Annotated in this window: 18 protein-coding genes and 3 pseudogenes; 15 read left to right on the top strand and 6 right to left on the bottom strand. The window is 61.2% G+C overall.

Translation table 11 applies throughout. The annotated features are described in order from the left end of the window. Together ACM6I0_RS07340 and ACM6I0_RS07335 are read left to right on the top strand one after the other, a co-directional pair. Complete coding sequence (locus ACM6I0_RS07340; RefSeq protein ID WP_414921876.1) at window positions 1-669, top strand: response regulator transcription factor; 669 nt, start codon at window positions 1-3, stop codon at window positions 667-669. Further along, window positions 666-1,979, top strand: coding sequence for a sensor histidine kinase (locus ACM6I0_RS07335; protein WP_414921875.1), 1,314 nt, complete (start codon window positions 666-668; stop codon window positions 1,977-1,979). The genes ACM6I0_RS07340 and ACM6I0_RS07335 overlap by 4 nt, the downstream gene beginning before the upstream one ends. A gap of 123 nt (window positions 1,980-2,102) precedes the next feature. Here ACM6I0_RS07335 and ACM6I0_RS07330 read toward each other — a convergent pair. Next, window positions 2,103-2,657: pseudogene (locus ACM6I0_RS07330) on the bottom strand (methyl-accepting chemotaxis protein); the annotation flags it as partial. Window positions 2,658-2,960: 303 nt separating this feature from the next. After that, window positions 2,961-4,031: pseudogene (locus tag ACM6I0_RS07325) on the bottom strand (HAMP domain-containing protein); the annotation flags it as partial. 412 nt (window positions 4,032-4,443) lie between these two features. Between ACM6I0_RS07325 and ACM6I0_RS07320 the strand changes: the two are divergent. After that, window positions 4,444-5,760 carry a Na+/H+ antiporter family protein gene (locus tag ACM6I0_RS07320; protein ID WP_285436185.1) on the top strand — a complete coding sequence of 439 codons (1,317 nt, stop codon included), beginning with the start codon at window positions 4,444-4,446 and terminating at the stop codon, window positions 5,758-5,760. Here the strand turns inward: ACM6I0_RS07320 and ACM6I0_RS07315 are convergent, their stop codons facing one another. After that, window positions 5,761-5,958 (bottom strand): hypothetical protein, encoded by a 198-nt coding sequence (locus tag ACM6I0_RS07315; protein ID WP_414921874.1) that lies wholly within the window; start codon window positions 5,956-5,958, stop codon window positions 5,761-5,763. Between ACM6I0_RS07315 and ACM6I0_RS07310 the strand changes: the two are divergent. Together ACM6I0_RS07310 and ACM6I0_RS07305 are read left to right on the top strand one after the other, a co-directional pair. Continuing rightward, a pseudogene (locus tag ACM6I0_RS07310) lies at window positions 5,957-6,733 on the top strand (cache domain-containing protein); the annotation flags it as partial. The gene ACM6I0_RS07315 and the pseudogene ACM6I0_RS07310 sit on opposite strands and share 2 nt — an antisense overlap. An 84-nt stretch (window positions 6,734-6,817) precedes the next feature. Next, on the top strand, window positions 6,818-7,639 hold the full coding sequence (locus tag ACM6I0_RS07305; protein WP_414921888.1) for a methyl-accepting chemotaxis protein: 822 nt from the start codon (window positions 6,818-6,820) through the stop codon (window positions 7,637-7,639). 119 nt (window positions 7,640-7,758) lie between these two features. Here ACM6I0_RS07305 and ACM6I0_RS07300 read toward each other — a convergent pair whose 3' ends face one another. Continuing rightward, the gene (locus ACM6I0_RS07300) at window positions 7,759-8,694 is read right to left on the bottom strand and encodes a LysR family transcriptional regulator (protein WP_414921873.1); all 936 of its coding nucleotides are present in this window, start codon (window positions 8,692-8,694) and stop codon (window positions 7,759-7,761) included. A 238-nt stretch (window positions 8,695-8,932) separates the two neighbouring features. On the opposite strand from ACM6I0_RS07300, the gene ACM6I0_RS07295 reads away from it, so the two are divergent. From ACM6I0_RS07295 to ACM6I0_RS07285, 3 genes are all read left to right on the top strand, one after another. After that, window positions 8,933-9,427, top strand: a complete 495-nt coding sequence (locus ACM6I0_RS07295) for a DMT family transporter (protein ID WP_285436012.1) — start codon at window positions 8,933-8,935, stop codon at window positions 9,425-9,427. 2 nt (window positions 9,428-9,429) lie between these two features. Beyond that, window positions 9,430-9,882, top strand: a complete 453-nt coding sequence (locus ACM6I0_RS07290; RefSeq protein ID WP_414921872.1) for a DMT family transporter — start codon at window positions 9,430-9,432, stop codon at window positions 9,880-9,882. Between the two features lie 85 nt (window positions 9,883-9,967). Next, window positions 9,968-10,135, top strand: coding sequence for a metallothionein (locus ACM6I0_RS07285; RefSeq protein ID WP_285436009.1), 168 nt, complete (start codon window positions 9,968-9,970; stop codon window positions 10,133-10,135). 74 nt (window positions 10,136-10,209) lie between these two features. Here the strand turns inward: ACM6I0_RS07285 and ACM6I0_RS07280 are convergent, their stop codons facing one another. Further along, complete coding sequence (locus tag ACM6I0_RS07280) at window positions 10,210-10,437, bottom strand: DUF6555 family protein (protein WP_090186063.1); 228 nt, start codon at window positions 10,435-10,437, stop codon at window positions 10,210-10,212. Window positions 10,438-10,583: 146 nt separating this feature from the next. Here ACM6I0_RS07280 and ACM6I0_RS07275 point away from each other — a divergent pair, with 146 nt between their 5' ends. The 5 genes from ACM6I0_RS07275 (at window position 10,584) to mnmH (ending at window position 14,885) form a co-directional block, all read left to right on the top strand. Then, window positions 10,584-11,363, top strand: coding sequence for an AraC family transcriptional regulator (locus tag ACM6I0_RS07275; protein WP_414921871.1), 780 nt, complete (start codon window positions 10,584-10,586; stop codon window positions 11,361-11,363). Between the two features lie 95 nt (window positions 11,364-11,458). Next, window positions 11,459-11,632 (top strand): DUF1427 family protein, encoded by a 174-nt coding sequence (locus ACM6I0_RS07270; protein ID WP_090186053.1) that lies wholly within the window; start codon window positions 11,459-11,461, stop codon window positions 11,630-11,632. A gap of 29 nt (window positions 11,633-11,661) precedes the next feature. Continuing rightward, window positions 11,662-12,618 (top strand): quinone oxidoreductase family protein, encoded by a 957-nt coding sequence (locus ACM6I0_RS07265; RefSeq protein ID WP_414921870.1) that lies wholly within the window; start codon window positions 11,662-11,664, stop codon window positions 12,616-12,618. Between the two features lie 129 nt (window positions 12,619-12,747). Continuing rightward, a complete protein-coding gene (selD, locus tag ACM6I0_RS07260) occupies window positions 12,748-13,782 on the top strand; it encodes a selenide, water dikinase SelD (RefSeq protein ID WP_285436005.1) in 1,035 nt (344 codons plus the stop codon). Next, the gene (gene mnmH / locus ACM6I0_RS07255; RefSeq protein WP_414921869.1) at window positions 13,782-14,885 is read left to right on the top strand and encodes a tRNA 2-selenouridine(34) synthase MnmH; all 1,104 of its coding nucleotides are present in this window, start codon (window positions 13,782-13,784) and stop codon (window positions 14,883-14,885) included. The genes selD and mnmH overlap by 1 nt, the downstream gene beginning before the upstream one ends. A 140-nt stretch (window positions 14,886-15,025) precedes the next feature. Here the strand turns inward: mnmH and ACM6I0_RS07250 are convergent, their stop codons facing one another. Then, the gene (locus ACM6I0_RS07250; protein ID WP_414921868.1) at window positions 15,026-15,703 is read right to left on the bottom strand and encodes a histidine phosphatase family protein; all 678 of its coding nucleotides are present in this window, start codon (window positions 15,701-15,703) and stop codon (window positions 15,026-15,028) included. A gap of 373 nt (window positions 15,704-16,076) precedes the next feature. Between ACM6I0_RS07250 and ACM6I0_RS07245 the strand changes: the two genes are divergently transcribed. Next, complete coding sequence (locus ACM6I0_RS07245; protein ID WP_285435999.1) at window positions 16,077-16,775, top strand: glutathione binding-like protein; 699 nt, start codon at window positions 16,077-16,079, stop codon at window positions 16,773-16,775. Window positions 16,776-16,808: 33 nt separating this feature from the next. Beyond that, entirely contained in the window at window positions 16,809-17,651 is an 843-nt protein-coding gene (locus ACM6I0_RS07240) for a PhzF family phenazine biosynthesis protein (RefSeq protein ID WP_414921867.1), read from the top strand. Window positions 17,652-17,793: the final 142 nt, after the last annotated feature.

Raw genomic sequence — 17,793 nt, 5'->3', positions numbered from 1 at the left:
ATGCGATTGTTGCTGGTGGAAGACCATGTGCCCCTGGCCGACGAATTGATGGCCGGGCTCAACCGTCAGGGCTACGCCGTGGATTGGCTGGCCGATGGCCGCGACGCGGTGTATCAGGGCAGCAGTGAACCGTATGACCTGATCATCCTCGACCTTGGCTTGCCAGGTTTGCCGGGGCTTGAGGTGCTGGCGCAATGGCGCGCCGGCGGCCTGATGACGCCAGTGCTGATCCTCACGGCTCGCGATTCCTGGGCCGAACGCATCGAAGGCCTCAAGGCCGGCGCCGACGATTATCTGACCAAGCCGTTCCACCCCGAAGAACTGCACCTGCGCGTCCAGGCGTTATTGCGCCGCTCCCACGGCCAGGCCAATCAGCCAACGCTCAAGGCCGCCGGTTGGCATCTGGACGAAGGCCGTCAATGCGTGACCCGCGACGGCGCCGACATCCAGCTGACCGCCTCTGAATTTCGTCTGCTGCGTTATTTCATGTTGCACCCCGAACAAATCCTTTCCAAAAGCCACCTCGCCGAACACCTCTACGACGGTGAAACCGAGCGCGATTCCAACGTGCTCGAAGTGCACGTCAATCACCTGCGACGCAAGCTGGGGCGCAGCGTCATCGAAACCCGTCGCGGCCAGGGTTACCTGTTCGGCGAGCAAGCCCGGTGAGGTCGATCCAGCGCCGCTTGAGCCTGGGCCTGATCAGCGTGATGGTGGTGGTCGGCCTGGTACTGGCGCAGACCAGCCTGTGGCTGTTTGAAATGGGCTTGCAGCGTTACCTCGAAGCCGGTCTGCGTGACGACAGTGAAAATTTGCTGGTGGCCTTGGTGCGCGGGCCGCAAGGCTTGCAGCTGGATGAACGGCACTTGTCGCCGGCCTATCAACGGCCGTTTTCCGGGCATTACTTCCGCATCGATTTTGCTGACAAGCACTGGCGGTCCCGTTCCTTGTGGGACCAGGAGATGCCGAGCCTTGACCACCCGGGCCTGCACAGCAACTTGCAACTGGGGCCCGAAGGTCAGCAGTTGCTGGTGCTGCGTTCGGATTATCGGCGGCTCGGCCAGTCGATTTCGATTAGCGTGGCGCAGGATTACACCCCGGTGCGCGAGAGTTTTCGGCGCATGCAACAGGTCGGGATTGGCCTGGGGTTGGCGGGGCTGCTGCTGATTCTGTTGCTGCAACGGATCACGGTGCGTCGCGCCTTGCGTCCGCTGGAAAAGGCCCGCGAGCAAATCGCCCAGCTGCAACAGGGCCAGCGCTCGCAACTCGACGATCAGGTGCCGGTGGAGCTGGAGCCGCTGGTGGCGCAGATCAACCATTTGCTCGCGCACACCGAGGACAGCCTCAAGCGCTCGCGCAACGCCCTGGGCAACCTGGGGCACGCGTTGAAAACGCCGCTGGCTGTGTTGCTGAGCCTGGCGTCGAGCGAAAAACTCGACGCTCATCCCGAGTTGCGCAAGACCCTCAAGGCGCAACTGGAACAGGTTCAGCAGCGCCTTAATCGCGAACTCAATCGCGCGCGGTTGTCCGGCGATGCGCTGCCGGGGGCCTTGTTTGATTGCGATGCGCAGCTGCCGGGTTTGCTGGCGACGTTGCGCATGATTCACGGCGAGCACCTGGACCTCAGCTACCGGGCACCCAGCGGTTTGCAGTTGCCGTGGGATCGCGAGGATTTGCTGGAGTTGCTGGGCAACCTGCTGGACAACGCCTGTAAATGGGCGGATGCGGAGGTTCGCTTGAGCGTGGTCGAGATGGCTGAAGGGTTTTTGTTGAGTGTGGAAGACGATGGCCCGGGCATTCCCGTGGAGCAGCGTGATCAGGTGTTCAGCCGGGGTACGCGGCTGGATGAACAGACCGACGGACACGGGTTGGGATTGGGCATCGTGCGCGACATTGTCGATTCGTGGGGCGGGGTGTTGAGGCTGGAGGAGAGTGAGTGGGGCGGCCTTAAAGTAATCATTCAATTACCCAAGCGCTGAATATCCTGTGGGAGCGGGCTTGCTCGCGAAAGCGGTGTTTCAGTCGACATCTCTGTTGCTGAAACACCGCATTCGCGAGCAAGCCCGCTCCCACATTGGATCTTTAGTGGGCATTAAATCGGGTTACACGCGGAATTGATCCATTAAGCCCTGCTGCTGATTCGCCAGGCTGTTGAGCGACTGGCTCACCCGCGCCGACTCGTTCGCCTGCCCCGACAGCGATTCGGTCACGTCGCGAATCGTTGCCACGTTGTTGTTGATCTCCTCGGCCACCGCACTTTGCTCTTCGGCCGCCGAGGCGATCTGCAGGTTCATGTCGCTGATCACCGTCACGGCCTCGCCAATCTGGCGTAACGCGGTGACCGCCTGACCCACTTGTTCGACGCTGCCTTGGGCCTGGCGATGGCTGTTGTTCATCGACCCGACCACGTCCTGGGTGCCGCTCTGCAACTGCTCGATCACCAGTCGGGTTTCTTCGACCGACTCCTGAGTGCGCCGCGCCAGGTTGCGCACCTCATCAGCCACCACGGCAAAACCACGCCCGGCTTCACCGGCCCGGGCCGCTTCGATGGCAGCGTTGAGCGCCAGCAGGTTGGTTTGCTCGGCGATGGCGCGAATCACTTCCAGCACCGAACCGATTTTCTCGCTGTTCGCCGCCAGGCCTTCGACTTGCACCATCGCCGCGCTCATGTCGGCGGCGAGGGTGTCGATGCTGTTGGTGGTTTGATCGATCACTGTCAAGCCTCGGCGAGTCGCCTGATCCGCTTCCTTTGCCGCTTGTGCCGCTTGCGCCGCGCTGCGGGCAACGTCCTGGGCGGTGGCGCTCATTTCGTGGGACGCGGTTGCCACTTGGTCGACCTGGCGGTATTGCTGCTCCATGCCGGCGCTGGTCTGGGTGGCGATGGCGGCAGATTGGTCCGCCGTGCTGCGCGCGTCCTGCACCGAGCGTTTGACCTCGGCGATGATCGGTTGCAGCTTGTCGAGGAAACGGTTGAACCAGCCGGCCAACTGGCCCAGTTCATCCTGTTTGTCATAGGCCAGGCGCCGGGTCAGGTCGCCTTCGCCGCTGGCGATGTCTTCGAGCATGTGCGCCACGCCGAGGATTGGCCTGGTCACGCTGCGCGCCATCAGCCACACCAGCAACAAGCCAATCAGCGCGGCGAGCACGCCCAGGCCGAGCTCGACCAGCGTGCCGGACCGGTTGCTGTCATCGAGTTGTTTTTTCAGGGTCTCGGCGGGGCCGACCAGGACTTTTTCCGGCACGTCGAGCAACACGCCCCAGGACTTGCCACCGGGAATCGGCAGGAACGGCGACAGCACTTTGAGTTGATGATCACTGTGCAGGCTTTCGGTTTTGCTGCTGGCGGCGAGCAGGCGAATCAGCTCGGCGCCGTTGGTCTTGTCCACGGCGTCCAGGCGCTGGCTGAGTTTGCTGGCGTCCGGGCTGTAACCGGCCAACAGGCCGACCGGGCTGATGATGCTGACGCTGGTCTGGCCGTCGTAGAGTTTTTTACTGGCGCCCTGGCTCATGGCTTGCAGGCTGTTGAGGTTGATGTCCACCGACAGCGAAGCGATGACTTTGCCGTTGACCATCAGCGGGAAGACGATGCTGGTCATCAGTACGTTCTGGCCGTCGATCACATAGAAGTACGGTTCGATCACGCAGGGCTTGAGCGTGGTGCGCGGGCAGGTGAACCAGGCGTTGGCCGGCTCGCCGCTGGGGCCGGTGCTGGTGTCGGCCATGTCACTTTCCGGCAGCGCCATGGAGGTGACCTTGCCCGGCGTCGGTTGCGACCAGTACAGGGCAAAACGCCCCTTGTCGTTGCTGCCCAGCTCCGCCTGGCCTGCGAACAGCTCATCCTTGCCATCCAGCGCGTTGGCTTCGAACACCAGGGACAGACCGAGGAGTTCCGGGTTGGCCTGCAGCGCCGATTTGACCTGGCGGGTCAGGTCTTCACGCAGGTCGAAGGCGTCCAGAAAACGCTTCTCGGCCTGATCGCGCAGGAACAGCACCTGCCGCGAAAAACCATGGCCATATTGATAGGCGTCCATGAACTGCTGGCGAATCCCCAGCGCCTGGTTTTCTCCCTGGGACTCAATCCGGGCCTGTGCGGCTTCGGTGAGCATCTCCATGCTTGAGGCTTTCACCATCTCGGAGCTGTGCTCCATGCGGTACAGCGAAAGACCCACCAGCAGGGTCACGATGCCGGCCAGGCACAGCCCGGCCAGCAGGGTGATTTTCCATTGAATGGAAAGTTGTCTGATCGACATGGAGACGTCCTTTATTCGATAAATATCTGAGACTTTGCACTATAACGGCGCACGATCGACTTTCTTGAGGGTTGCAGCTTGCGGCGGCTTCCTTCAAAGTGCGCGCCCTCTAATAAAACCCATTCCTTGATCCGCTGGCGGCTCTTCGCAGACTGCCGGCTGAGCTCATTTCGCTTGCCTTGAGGTAACGATGATTAATGCTGTAATTGCTGCGGTCGGCGTCATGCTGATCCTCAGCCTGTCCCGCGTGCACGTCGTGATCGCACTGATCGTCGGCGCGCTGGTGGGTGGTTTGACCGGTGGCCTGGGCATCGACGCCACCCTCAAAGCCTTCAACAGCGGCCTCGGCGGCGGCGCGACGGTGGCGTTGTCTTACGCCTTGCTCGGGGCGTTTGCGGTGGCGATTGCCAAGTCCGGCCTGGCCCATGCGCTGGCGGACAAAGCGTTGGCGATGGTTGATCGCCAGCACGCCAGCGGTGGCCGCCAGGTCAAGTGGCTGCTGATCGGTCTGCTCTGGGTGGTCGCGATCGCATCGCAAAACATCCTGCCGATACATATCGCCTTTATTCCATTGCTGGTGCCGCCGCTTCTTTATGTATTGACCCGGCTGCAACTGGATCGCCGATTGATCGCCTGCGTCATGACCTTCGGCCTGATCACGCCGTACATGTTCTTGCCGGTGGGCTTTGGCAACATCTTCCTCAATGAAATCCTGCTGGCCAACGTGGCCCGCAGCGGCGTGGACATCACGGGAATCAACGTCACCCACGCCATGGGCATTCCAGCGCTGGGCATGGTCGTGGGGCTGGCGGCGGCGTTTATCAGCTACCGCAAAAAGCGCGTCTACGACCTGGAAAAGATCGAGCAAGTCGAGCAAGTCGCGGTGGAGTACAACCCGCTGAGCCTGATGGTCGCCGGTGTCGCCATTGCGGCGGCGTTCATCATTCAGTTGTTGCTGGACTCGATGATCATCGGTGCGCTGGTCGGTTTTCTGATCTTCTCGGTCTCGGGTATCGTCAAGTGGCGCGACACGGACGACCTGTTCACCGAAGGCATGAAAATGATGGCGATGATCGGCTTCATCATGATCGCCGCGTCAGGGTTTGCCGAAGTGATGAAGGCCACCGGCGAGGTGCAAACGCTGGTCGAGGCCTCTGCGTCGTGGATTGATCACAGCAAAGGCGTGGGGGCATTGCTGATGTTGTTGGTTGGCCTGCTGGTGACGATGGGCATCGGCTCGTCGTTTTCCACCGTGCCGATCCTGGCAGCGATCTTCGTGCCGTTGTGCGTGCAGCTGGGCTTCAGCCCGATTGCGATCGTGTGCATCGTCGGCACGGCCGGCGCCTTGGGCGACGCGGGTTCGCCGGCCTCGGACTCGACGCTGGGCCCGACCTCCGGCCTGAACATCGACGGCCAGCATCACCACATCTGGGACACCGTGGTGCCGACCTTCCTGCACTACAACTTGCCGCTGCTGGCGTTCGGCTGGGTCGCCGCGATGATTTTGTAGTCACATCACCCCTGTGGGAGCGAGCTTGCTCGCGATGACGGCGGTACATCCAACATTGATGTTGGCTGACACCCCGCTATCGCGAGCAAGCTCGCTCCCACAGGGGGCTTGCTTACTTTCCTGCGGATTCAACTTTTGGTCCGGCGTGCCGTTAAAGCCTTTAACCACGCCAATAAAATCAAAAGAGTGAACCGTCATGCGCATGAGCCTCAAGGCTAAAGTCCTGTCCCTTGCCGTCCTCCCGGTGTTGCTCTTTGCGCTGGTCATCAGCCTGACCACGTTGTTCATTCTGCAAGAACAGGCTCGCAAGGAAGTCGAAGAAACGCGCGAGCGCCTGCTCAGCGACGCCAAGGCCACCCTGCAAAGCTACGTCGCGGTCGCCATGACCACGATCAAACCGTTGTACGACGCGGCCGCCCAGGGCGATGACGCGGCGCGGGCCCAGGCGATCAAGCTGCTGTCGAGCATCACCTACGGCAAGGAAGGCTACTTCTTCGGCTACGACTCCAACACCGTGCGCCTGTTCAAGGCCAACAGTCCCGATGGCGTGGGCCAGAGCTTCAAGGACAACCGCGACCCGAACGGCGTCTACGTCAATCGCGACTTGGTCAAAGTCGCCAAGGACGGCACTCACTACCTGCAATACAGCTCGCCACTGCCTGGCAACACCCAAGTGCTGGTGCCCAAGCTCGGCTACACCGACTACCTGCCCAAGTGGGACATGGCGGTCGGCACTTCGGTCAACCTTGACGGCATCGAAGCGCAAGTCGCCCTGGTGGAGGCCAAGGTCAAGGAACGGATGGAAGGCGTGGTGCTGAGCATCGTCGGGATTGCGGTGGTGGTGCTGTTGGTGATCGCAGCCGCCGGGATGCTGCTGGCCAACACCATTTTGCGTCCGCTGAACCTGATGAAAGCCAACCTCGATGACATCGCGGCGGGTGAGGGCGACCTGACCCGTCGCCTGACCATCACCAGCCAGGATGAACTCGGCGAACTGGCCGGCTCGTTCAACCGTTTCGTCGACAAGATCCACGGTCTGGTGCGCCAGATTACCGAAATGACCTCGCAACTGACCGGCCTGGTGACTCAGGTCTCCGATCAGGCCCAGCGTTCGGATCAGGCTATGGAGCGTCAGCGTCACGAGACTGATCAGGTCGCCACGGCGATCAACGAAATGTCGGCGGCGGCGCAGGAAGTGGCGAAGAGTGCACAAAACGCGGCGGTCGCCGCCCAGCAAACCGACGAGGAAGGCCAGGCCGCCAAGCGTGTGGTGGCGGGCAGCATTGTGAAGATTCATGCGTTGGTGGATGACATTCGCAGAAGCGGCGTGTCCCTCGACAGTCTGCAAAAAGACGTGTCGTCGATTGTCAGCGTGCTGGGAGTGATTCGCTCGATTGCCGAGCAGACCAACCTGCTGGCGCTGAACGCCGCGATTGAAGCCGCGCGCGCCGGTGAAGCGGGACGTGGTTTTGCGGTGGTGGCCGACGAAGTGCGGGCACTGGCCAGTCGTACGCAGATCAGCACCCAGGAAATCCAGGGCATGATCGACCGTTTGCAGGCCGGTACTCAATCGGCGGTGGAAGCAATGCGTCGTTCCAGTGAAGCGGGCGATGGCACCTCGGCCCAGGCCAATGAGGCCGGTGCGTCGCTGGACACCATGGCCCAACTGATCGCCACCATCAACTCGATGAACGCACAGATTGCCAGCGCGGCAGAGGAACAGACCGCCGTGGCCGAAGAGATCAACCGCAGCGTGCACCAGATCGCCGTGGCGGTGGACAGTGTCGCCGACGAAACACAACTCGGCGCCCAGACCTCGCGCAGCCTCGCCGACCTCGGTCAGCGCCTGGGCAAACTGGTCGGCCAGTTCCGTATCTGAAGTACAGGAACGGAACCTGTGGGAGCGAGCCTGCTCGCGATAGCGGTGGTAAATCCTACATCGATTTGACTGACAGACCGCTATCGCGAGCAGGCTCACTCCCACAGGGCTTATCGGTGTCAGGGTCTGTCCCAGTAGGGCACCGCGCCAAAGCATTCCACAAAGAAATCGATCACCGTCCTGACCTTCACCGACAAGCGCCGACTACCGGGCCACAGCACCGCAATCTGCTGCGGCTCAAGGCTGTTGGACACTTGATAGTCCCCCAGCACCGGCACCAGCGTGCCGTTGCGTACCGCCTCACCAATCAACCACGACGGAAACATCACCAGCCCCAACCCCTGTTCAGCGGCCTGGGTGAGTGTGTCGGCGTGATTGCCGGTGATCGGTCCTTTCACCGAGTAGGGCGTCCAGTCCTGCTGATCCTGGCGGAAAAACCAGCGCTGTTGGCCCGTCACGCCTTTGTAGGCCAGGCATTGATGCGCCGCCAGATCCTCGGGATGTCGCGGCGTGCCGTGGCGTTGCAGATAGGCCGGGCTGGCGGCGACTTGAAACCGGTGCGGCGCGAGGATGCGCGCCTGCATGCTCGAATCATGCAGCGGGCCGATGCGAAACAGCAGGTCGGCGCCTTCCTGTAACGGGTCGATGTAGCTGTCGGTCTGCTGGATATCCAGTTGCAGTTTCGAGTAGCGCTCGCACAGCTGCCCCAGCCACGGCGTGAGATGACGCTGCCCGAACACCACTGGCGCGTTGATCCGCACCAGTCCGCTCGGTTCGCTTTGCTGTTCCTGCAAGGCTTGCTCGGCCTCTTCCAGTTGCACCAGCACCAGTCGCGCGTGATGCCCCAGCATGCGCCCGGCTTCGGTAGGCGTGACGGCGCGCGTGTGGCGATAGAGCAATTGCTGGTTCAAGGCCTGTTCCATCAACTGGACCTGCCGGGAAATCGAAGAGGGCGCCAGGCCTTCGCGGCGGGCGACTTCGGAAAAACTGCCATGGTCGAGTACCGCGACAAACAGCCGGAGTGCCTTGAATCCCAGTTCGTTGAGGCCGTGCATGATTCATCCTGCTGTGCGGATTGCGCAAAAGTGTTGTCAGGATGCTCCCATTTATCGCAAAGGATCGCCAGCCGATAATGCGCGCCAATTCCACTGAGAACAGAAACCCTGTGGGAGCGAGCTTGCTCGCGATAGCGATTTGTCAGTCACATTGATGTTGGATGTTCCGGCGCTTTCGCGAGCAAGCTCGCTCCCACAGGGGGCGTGTTCTATCTGATAACTGGTAGGTGTCCCCCTCATGCACACTTCTTCAATCGACGACGTTGGCGTTGTCGCCGCGCCGACCACTAAACCGGGGCTGCGCCTGTTGCTGCTGCCGCTGGTGATCCTGGCCGGCATGGGGCTTTCCGTGGAAGCCGGTCTGCTCGGCCCGCTCGGGGTTCAGGTCGGGCATTTATGGGCGACGTTGAGCATCTTCGGCGTGGGTTCGGCGATTCTGTTTTTGCTGCTGTTGTTCAGCGGCAAGCAACAGGGACCGGCGTTGAACACTTTGCCGCGCTGGCAATTGATCGGCGGTTTCCTGGGGCCGATCTACGTGGTGGTGCTGACCCTGGCCACGCCGCACATCGGCATTGCCATGACGATGATCGCAATCCTCTCCGGGCAAGTCGGCAAAAGCGTGTTGATCGACCACTTCGGCTGGTTCGGCACCACGCGCAAAAAGGTCAACGGTGAACGTTGGCTGGCCTTGCTGCTGATTGTCGCGGCACTTGTTCTGATCGCTCGGGGTTAATGATGAATCTGATTATTTTGTTGGCGGTGGTCGTGGCCGCCGGTGCGGTGTTGAGTGTCCAGGCGGCGATCAACGGACGTCTGGGCGAAACGGTTGGTGTGTTGCGCAGCAGTTTGCTGACCTTTGCGGTCGGTGCGGTGGTCACCGGTTTGCTGATCCTGTTTTTTGAGCCGGCGCATGCCGTCAGCCTGTTGGACGTGCCGAAATGGCAGCTCAGCGGCGCGCTGTTCGGCGTGGTCTACATGATGGTCATGGTCGGCGCGGTGCCGCGCGTCGGCACGGCGGTGGCGACCGTGGCGGTGATTCTCGGGCAACTGGGCATGGGGATGTTGATCGACAACTTCGGCTGGCTGGGCAACCCGGCGATCGAGTTGTCGAGCAGCCGGATGGTGGCAATGGCGTGTCTCGCGCTGGCCTTGTTCTTCATGTACCGCAGCAACACCCGTCAGGCCTGACGCTGAAACCCCGGCCAACTCCTACACTGTCAGGACGGTGCCAGCGATTGCGCACCCGACGACCACCACCCATGGAGTCAGGCTCATGATCAGCAGTGACAGTATCTGCGACTGCCCCAAATGCTCATGCAAACTGGGCGAACATCCGATCGCGCGTCACGGCAAGCACTATTGCTGTGAAGCGTGCGCCAAGCACCACGAACATGGCGAAGCGTGTGCGAGCAAAGGCTGCAAGTGCGCCCACAGCAAATAACTCATCAACGTAAAACGTAAAGTGGAGCCGCCCTGGCTCCACTTTTTTTTGTCTGTTTTCCCCTTTTTCGAGCTTCAGCCAGCCGGTCGCCAGGTCACGTTTTCGATCCCGAACTTTTCCGCCAGCGGCTTGCTGGTTTTTTGCACCTTCTCTCGGCCAAAGCGAGGGATTCGTCCGACGCCGGCATCACAACTGGCCCAATGCCAAGCTTCCGCGTTGTCCATTTTGTCCAGGCGGATGATGAATGACTTGGGAACGCCATGAAGGGTGTATTCAATGACGAAAAGTTTTGCGTTGTTCATAAAGCCCGTATTCCTCCCTGTGGTAATAGAAGGATCGTCGGGCCAGCGGAAAATTCACTTGGATTGGCGGACGGCTGCCGCCAGTGGCGACAATGCCAGTGGCTCGTTACCATGCAAACACCTGAATTCCCCAATGATCATTGCCCATGGCCCTTGCTGCTCCTCCAGACCTGAGTGACACCGATGTCCCCGTGCAACCGTTGGCGCGCACTTACCCGCGTGGCTTGTACATCGAGCCGCACGAGCATGACTGGGGCCAGTTGCTGTACGCGATGAGCGGGGTCATGTGGGTCGAAACGCCCTTTGAGGCGCTGGTGGTGCCGCCGCAACGGGCGGTGTGGCTGCCGCCGGGCGTGCCCCACGGGATTCGCGTGGTCTCGGACCTGCAGATGCGCAACATCTACCTGCGCCCCTCGCTGGCCGCCACGCTGGACGACAGTGTTCAGGTGATTGAAGTCGGCGGGCTGCTGCGAGAGCTGATCGTCGGGCTGGTGGAGCAGGGCGATGATGGCGCGCCCGAGTATTACGAAGCGCTGGTCGGTCTGGCACTGCTGGAGCTCAGGCGGGCCAGGCGTTCGCGGCTGAAAATCCCGTTACCGGATGAGTCCGACCGACGCTTGATGAACCTGTGTCAGGCGGTCATGGCCGCGCCCTCGCTGGACATCCCCTTCGAGCAGCACGCGGAAAATGCCGGGGCCAGCGTGCGTACCCTCGCGCGGCTGTTCAAGGACGGCCTGGGCATGGGCTTCGCGCAATGGCGGCGACAGGTGCAACTGGCGACGGCGGCGGCAGAATTGATCCAGGGCGTGGCGGTCAGCACGATTGCCCGGGAACTGGGCTATTCGCCGAGCAGCTTCAGCGACATGTTCCGCCGGGAACTGGGTGTCGTTCCTTCGCAGTTTTGCGCGAGTCAACGTCAGGTGTGAAGACACTTTGGCCGATATTCAGAAGCACTTGGCCGGTGCCCGCCGTCACCTCGCTCTAGACTTCAGGCATACCTTTTTTGCCCACGGAGTCTGCCATGAGCTACCTCATCTCGCTGGTCATCGGTCTGGGCGTCGGCCTGGTGTACGGCGCCCTGGATTTTCGTTCCCCCGCACCACCGGCCATTGCGCTGGTGGGCCTGCTTGGCATGCTTGCCGGTGAAAAGTTGTGGCCCATGGGCCGGCAACTGGTCAGCGGCTGGATCTCCTGAACCCCTTCCTTGAAGCGATGGACACTCCCATGAAAGCACTGCAATTCGACAAGACTGGCGACCTCTCGGCCTTGCGCTATGTTGATGTTCCAACCCCCGTTCCCGGCGCCGATGAAGTGCTGGTCCAGATCAAGGCGGCAGGCCTGAACCCCAGCGACGTGAAGAACGTGCTCGGGCGCTTCCCCTACACCACCTTGCCGCGCATTCCCGGGCGCGATTTCGCCGGGGTGGTGGTTGAAGGGCCCGAGGCCCTGATTGGTCAGGAAGTCTGGGGCACCGGTCGCGAGCTGGGTTTTTTTGCCGACGGCTCCCATGCACAATTCGTCAAGCTGCCGGCCAATGGCGTGGCGCTCAAACCCACTCACCTGAGCTTCGCCCAGGCCGCCAGCCTCGGTGTGCCTTACACCACGGCGTGGGATGCGCTGGAGCGCAGTCTGGTAACGGCGCAAACGCGCCTATTGGTGATCGGTGGCGGGGCAGTGGGCAGTGCCGCGCTGGCGCTGGCCAAGGTGCGTGGCGCCCAGGTGCTGGCAGCGGCGCGGCGTCCCGAGCAGGTTAAGGATTTGCAGGCTCAGGGTTATCAGACGCTGCAGCTGGACAAGCCAGAGGAGTTAGGGGCGCAGGTCAACGCCGTGTATGCCGGCGGTGCCGATGTGATTTTCGACACCACGGGCTTCTGGTTGCCGGCCTCGGTGCCTGCGCTGGCCGCGTTCGGGCGCATCGCAATCATCGCCGCGCCGGTGGACGGCATGGTGCAGCTGCCGGCGTTGGCGCTGTATCGCAAGGGCGGTTCGGTGGTGGGGATCAATTCGTTGCTCTACGGCGTCCAGGCGTGTGCGGCGATGCTGGATCAGTTTGGCAAGTTCTTTGATCAGGGGTTGCTGCCATTGCCCCAGGGCCTGCTTGAATCGCCGTTGGCGCAAGGGCTGGATCGGTATGCCGAGGTGAACCAGGGCAGTGGCGACAAGGTGATTTTGTTGCCCTGACACCCATCAAAAGGTGGAGGGGCTTGCTCCGGGCGGCGATCCGATGATGAGTCCCTTACCTGTGCGTAGACGTTGGCTGATCCTCCACAATGCTAGACTCGCCTGCATTGACTTCAGAGGTACTGCCCCATGAGTGAACCGATTCGTCTGACCCAGTACAGCCACGGCGCAGGGTGTGGCTGCAAGATTTCGCCGCAGGTGCTGGAGGTGATTCTAGCGGGAAGCGGGGCGCAGAACCTTGACCCGAACCTCTGGGTCGGCAACGCCTCGCGCGATGACGCCGCGGTGTACGCCATCGATGAAGAACGTGGCGTGGTCTCCACCACCGACTTCTTTATGCCAATCGTCGATGACCCGTTCGATTTCGGTCGTATCGCGGCGACCAACGCCATCAGCGATATCTACGCCATGGGCGGCGATCCGCTGATGGCGATTGCGATCCTGGGCTGGCCGGTCGACAAGCTGGCGCCGGAGATCGCGCGTGAAGTGATTCGCGGCGGGCGCTCAATATGCGACGAGGCCGGCATTCCATTGGCCGGAGGGCATTCCATCGACGCGCCGGAACCGATCTTCGGCCTCGCCGTGACCGGCCTGGTGCAAAAACGCCACATGAAACGTAACGACACTGCCACCGCCGGATGCCTGCTTTACCTCACCAAACCGTTGGGCATCGGCATCCTCACCACCGCCGAGAAAAAGGGCAAGTTGCGCCATGCCGACATCGGCCTGGCCCGCGACTGGATGTGCACGCTGAACAAGCCCGGCAGCCGTTTCGGCAAGCTCGATGGCGTGACCGCAATGACCGATGTCACCGGTTTTGGCTTGCTCGGGCACCTGGTGGAAATGGCGGACGGCAGCCACCTGACCGCGCGCATCGAATATGACCGTGTGCCGCGTCTGCCGGGTGTCGAGTATTACCTTGAGCAGGGCTGTGTGCCGGGCGGCACGCTGCGCAACTTCGACAGCTACGCCAGCAAGCTTGGGCGTCTGCAGGAGCTGCACAAACGGGTGCTGTGTGATCCGCAGACCAGCGGTGGCCTGCTGGTTGCCGTCACGCCCGAAGGCAACGAGCAATTCCTCAAAGTGGCCGCCGAATTGGGTCTGATCCTTGAGCCAATCGGTGAACTGGTCGAGCGACAGACCCACGCGGTCGAGGTGATTTGATGTCACAGGACTTCACCGACTACCGCGACATTTTCCTCAACGACCGACCGCTGATGGATGTTCGTGCGCCGGTCGAGTTCTTCAAGGGATCGTTCCCCGGTGTCGTCAACTTGCCACTGATGAACGACAACGAGCGCCAACGGGTCGGCACCTGCTACAAGCAACACGGCCAGCAAGCGGCAATCACGCTGGGGCATCAGTTGGTGTCTGGCCAGATCAAGGCAGAACGCGTCGAGGCCTGGGCCGAATTTGCCCGGGCGCATCCAGAAGGCTATTTGTATTGTTTTCGCGGCGGCTTACGCTCACAGATTGCCCAGCAGTGGCTCAAGGACGAAGCCGGCATCGACTATCCGCGAGTGGGTGGCGGCTACAAAGCGATGCGCACCTTCTTGCTCGACACGGTCGAAGAGGCCGTGGCCCAGTGCGATTTCGTGTTGCTGGGTGGCATGACCGGCACCGGTAAGACCGAGGTGCTTTGGCAGTTGAGCAACGCGCTGGACCTTGAAGGCCACGCCAATCATCGCGGCTCCAGTTTTGGCAAGCGCGCCACCGGCCAACCGTCCAATATCGACTTTGAAAACCGCCTGGCGGTGGACGTGCTGAAAAAGCGCGCCCACGGCATCGAGCAGTTTGTGCTGGAAGACGAGAGCCGCGCGATCGGCAGTTGCGCCTTGCCGTTGCCGCTTTATCAGAGCATGCAGCAGTATCCGATGGTCTGGCTGGAAGACAGCCTGGAAGGGCGAGTCGAACGGATCTTGCGCGATTACGTGGTGGATTTGTGTGCCGAGTTCGTCGCGGTACATGGCGAGGAAGGTTTTGCGCTATTTTCCGAGCGATTGCTGGAAAGCCTGAACAATGTGCAGAAGCGCCTGGGCGGCGAACGGCATCGGCGGATGTTGATCCTGATGGAAGACGCGCTGGCGGAGCAGGCGAGCAGCGGCGCGATTGATTTGCACCGGGGCTGGATTGAAGGGTTGCTCCGTGAGTATTACGACCCGATGTATGCGTTCCAGCGGGAGAAGAAGGGCGCGCGGATCGAGTTTGCCGGGGCGCGGGGGGAGGTGCTCGAGTACCTGCGAGCCAGGGCCAATCTGCCAGGGTGAGGTTGTTTTGACTGACCCGATCGTCGGAACGCCGACCGGAGCTAACCTGCTCTCACATTGAAATTGTGCCGCCACGATAGCCTGTGGGAGCGGGCTTGCCCGCGATGGCCCCCCGGCAGCCCCTATAAAACTTGATCAGCTCACGTCGGACACGACGTGGGCCCGTTATCAAGGCCTTGCTTGTAGCTGCGGCTCTGCAAACTGGCCTTGCCGTTGTGCCAGGTCAGCGTAAGCACCACCACCGAGTCATAGTCGTTGGATTCCCAGTCTTCGGTGATTATCTGTTCCTTGCCGACGGCTTCCTCCGCGACCTTGTTGATCAGCTCGGGCAGGTAGCCGTGGGACCAAGCCGTGTAGATCACCGAGTTGTGGTACTTGTCGTGGAGCAATTCACCCGCCAGATCGCTAACGTCGTTGGCCGAAAAATTGATGTTCACCGGCAAGCCAAGCTTTATGGCGGTGGGGCTGATGGTCAACAGTGGGCGGATGTAGCTGTAGGAGTTGTCCTGTTCGCCTTCCTCGACATTGCGGGTCGGGTCGGCGGCAAACACGTAATTGGCCTTGCCGAATTTTTCCGGCAGCAGGGTGGCCAGATTGATTGCGCGGTTCAGGCCCTGGCAGTTGAGCTGGCCGAGACCGCCTTCGGGTTTTTCCGCATGACGCAGGAAGACAAGGGTCTGGGTGCCGTCAGCCGCAGGTTGGGCGCGGCTTTCACTGGACTCCAGTGCAAAAAACAACGCGCCCGCCGCCAGCACCGCCGTCAGGACGACGTAGGCGCATTGTTTGAAGCGGCCAGCGAATTTCAAAGGGTTCATCATTTGAATAGGTGATCTTCAACGTGTTCGGTTAAGGCTGACAAACCTTTACACACGAGCTCCCAGCATCGGGTGTTTTCCCTGTCGTTGAGCCGGTCCTGTGTCCGTAAAGCCAAACTTCAGAGTCCTCTGAAGCTTGTTTGGTTCGATTCCGGCGGGTGCGCAGCAATGTACCGGTAACCTCGAACGGGTTGCAGAGTAGGTTATCGACAAGATGTTGCGAATTTTTGGATACAGTACAGGGGGTGCGGCGACATTAAAGCTGCAATCTTTCGATCTTGTTCATCAGCCGACTTGATAAGGTCAAAAAGATCGCAACCGTCAGGCGATCAACCTGGATTATGCTCAACCCTTTCTTTGCCGATGGAGGCCCCCCATGACCGATCTGTCTTCGTTCCCCATCACCCGAAAATGGCCGGCGCAATACCCCGAGTGGATTCAGCTTTATTCCCTGCCAACTCCCAATGGCGTCAAGGTCTCGATCATGCTCGAAGAGATCGGCCTGCCCTACGAGCCCCATCGCGTGGGCTTCGACACCAACGACCAGATGTCCCCCGAGTTCCTGTCACTGAACCCTAACAACAAGATCCCGGCGATCCTCGATCCCCATGGTCCGGGGGACAAACCCCTGCCGTTGTTCGAGTCCGGTGCCATTCTGATTTACCTCGCCGACAAAAGCGGGCAGCTGCTGGCGCAGGAATCGGCGGCGCGGTACGAGACGATCCAGTGGCTGATGTTTCAGATGGGCGGCATCGGGCCGATGTTCGGTCAGCTCGGTTTTTTCAACAAGTTCGCCGGCAAGGACTACGAGGACAAGCGTCCGCGTGATCGTTACGTCGATGAAAGCAAACGCCTGTTGAAGGTGCTCGATGAACGCCTGCAAGGACGCGACTGGATCATGGGCGAACGCTACACCATCGCCGACATCGCGACCTTTCCGTGGGTGCGCAACCTGATTGGCTTCTATGAAGCGGGGGATCTGGTGGGCATCAAGGACTTCCCGAATGTCACCCGGGTCCTGGAGCGCTTCCTGGCGCGGCCGGCGGTGATGCGCGGGCTGGAAATCCCCAAGTAAACCGCTTCGACTTTCTCAAGACCAAGGCAGGCAATGAGCTCATTCGATTTCAAGCAGGTAGATGTCTTCAGTCGTATCGCGCTCAAGGGCAATCCGTTGGCGGTGGTGTTCGGTGCCGATGAGCTCAGTGATGAGCGCATGGCGGCGTTCGCGAGCTGGACCAACCTCAGCGAAACCACATTCATCCTCGAACCGCGCGACCCTCGTGCGGATTATCGCGTGAGGATCTTTACCACCCTCAACGAGCTGCCGTTCGCCGGTCATCCGACACTGGGCACTTGCCACGCGTGGCTGGAATCCGGTGGCGTGCCCAAGGGTGAGGAGATCATTCAGGAATGTGGCGTCGGTCTGGTGCGGATCCGCAGGCAGGGCGCGGAGCTGGCTTTTCTCGCGCCACCGTTGATCAGGACCGGGCCGGTGGAGGCCGATGTGGTCGAGCGCGTGCGTCGCGGGCTGCGACTGGAGCCTGGCGTGATTATCCGGGCGCAGTGGGTCGATAACGGTGCCGGCTGGTTGGCGGTGATGGTCGAGGATCGCCAGCAGGTGCTGGATCTGCAGCCGGATCATTCGCAAATGCTCGGCCTCGCCGTAGGCGTCATTGCTCCGTGGCATCCCGAACGCGATGGCGACGACGCACAGTTCGAAGTGCGGGCCTTCATTTCCGGTGACGGCATGCCGGAGGACCCGGCGACGGGAAGCCTGAATGCCGGGATTGCCCAATGGCTGCTCGCAGAGGGCCTGGCGCCGGCGTCCTATGTGGTCAGTCAGGGGCTGACGATGGGACGCGCCGGGCGCATTCAGGTCGAGCAGGTGGGCGATGAAGTCTGGATCGGTGGTGCTGTGGTGACCTGTATTGCCGGCACGCTGAGAATCTAAACCTGTGGGAGCGAGCTTGCTCGCGATAGCGGACTATCAGCCACAGTGATTTTGGATGAAACACCGCTATCGCGAGCAAGCTCGCTCCCACAAGGTTCTGTGGTGGATGATGGATTATTGCTGGACCGGTAATGGTTTGTTC

Source organism: Pseudomonas sp. IT-P294, from assembly GCF_949767865.1.
Taxonomy (GTDB): Bacteria; Pseudomonadota; Gammaproteobacteria; order Pseudomonadales; family Pseudomonadaceae; genus Aquipseudomonas.
The sequence above is the reverse complement of the archived record's forward strand: the minus strand, read 5'-3'. Positions and strand labels throughout refer to the sequence as shown.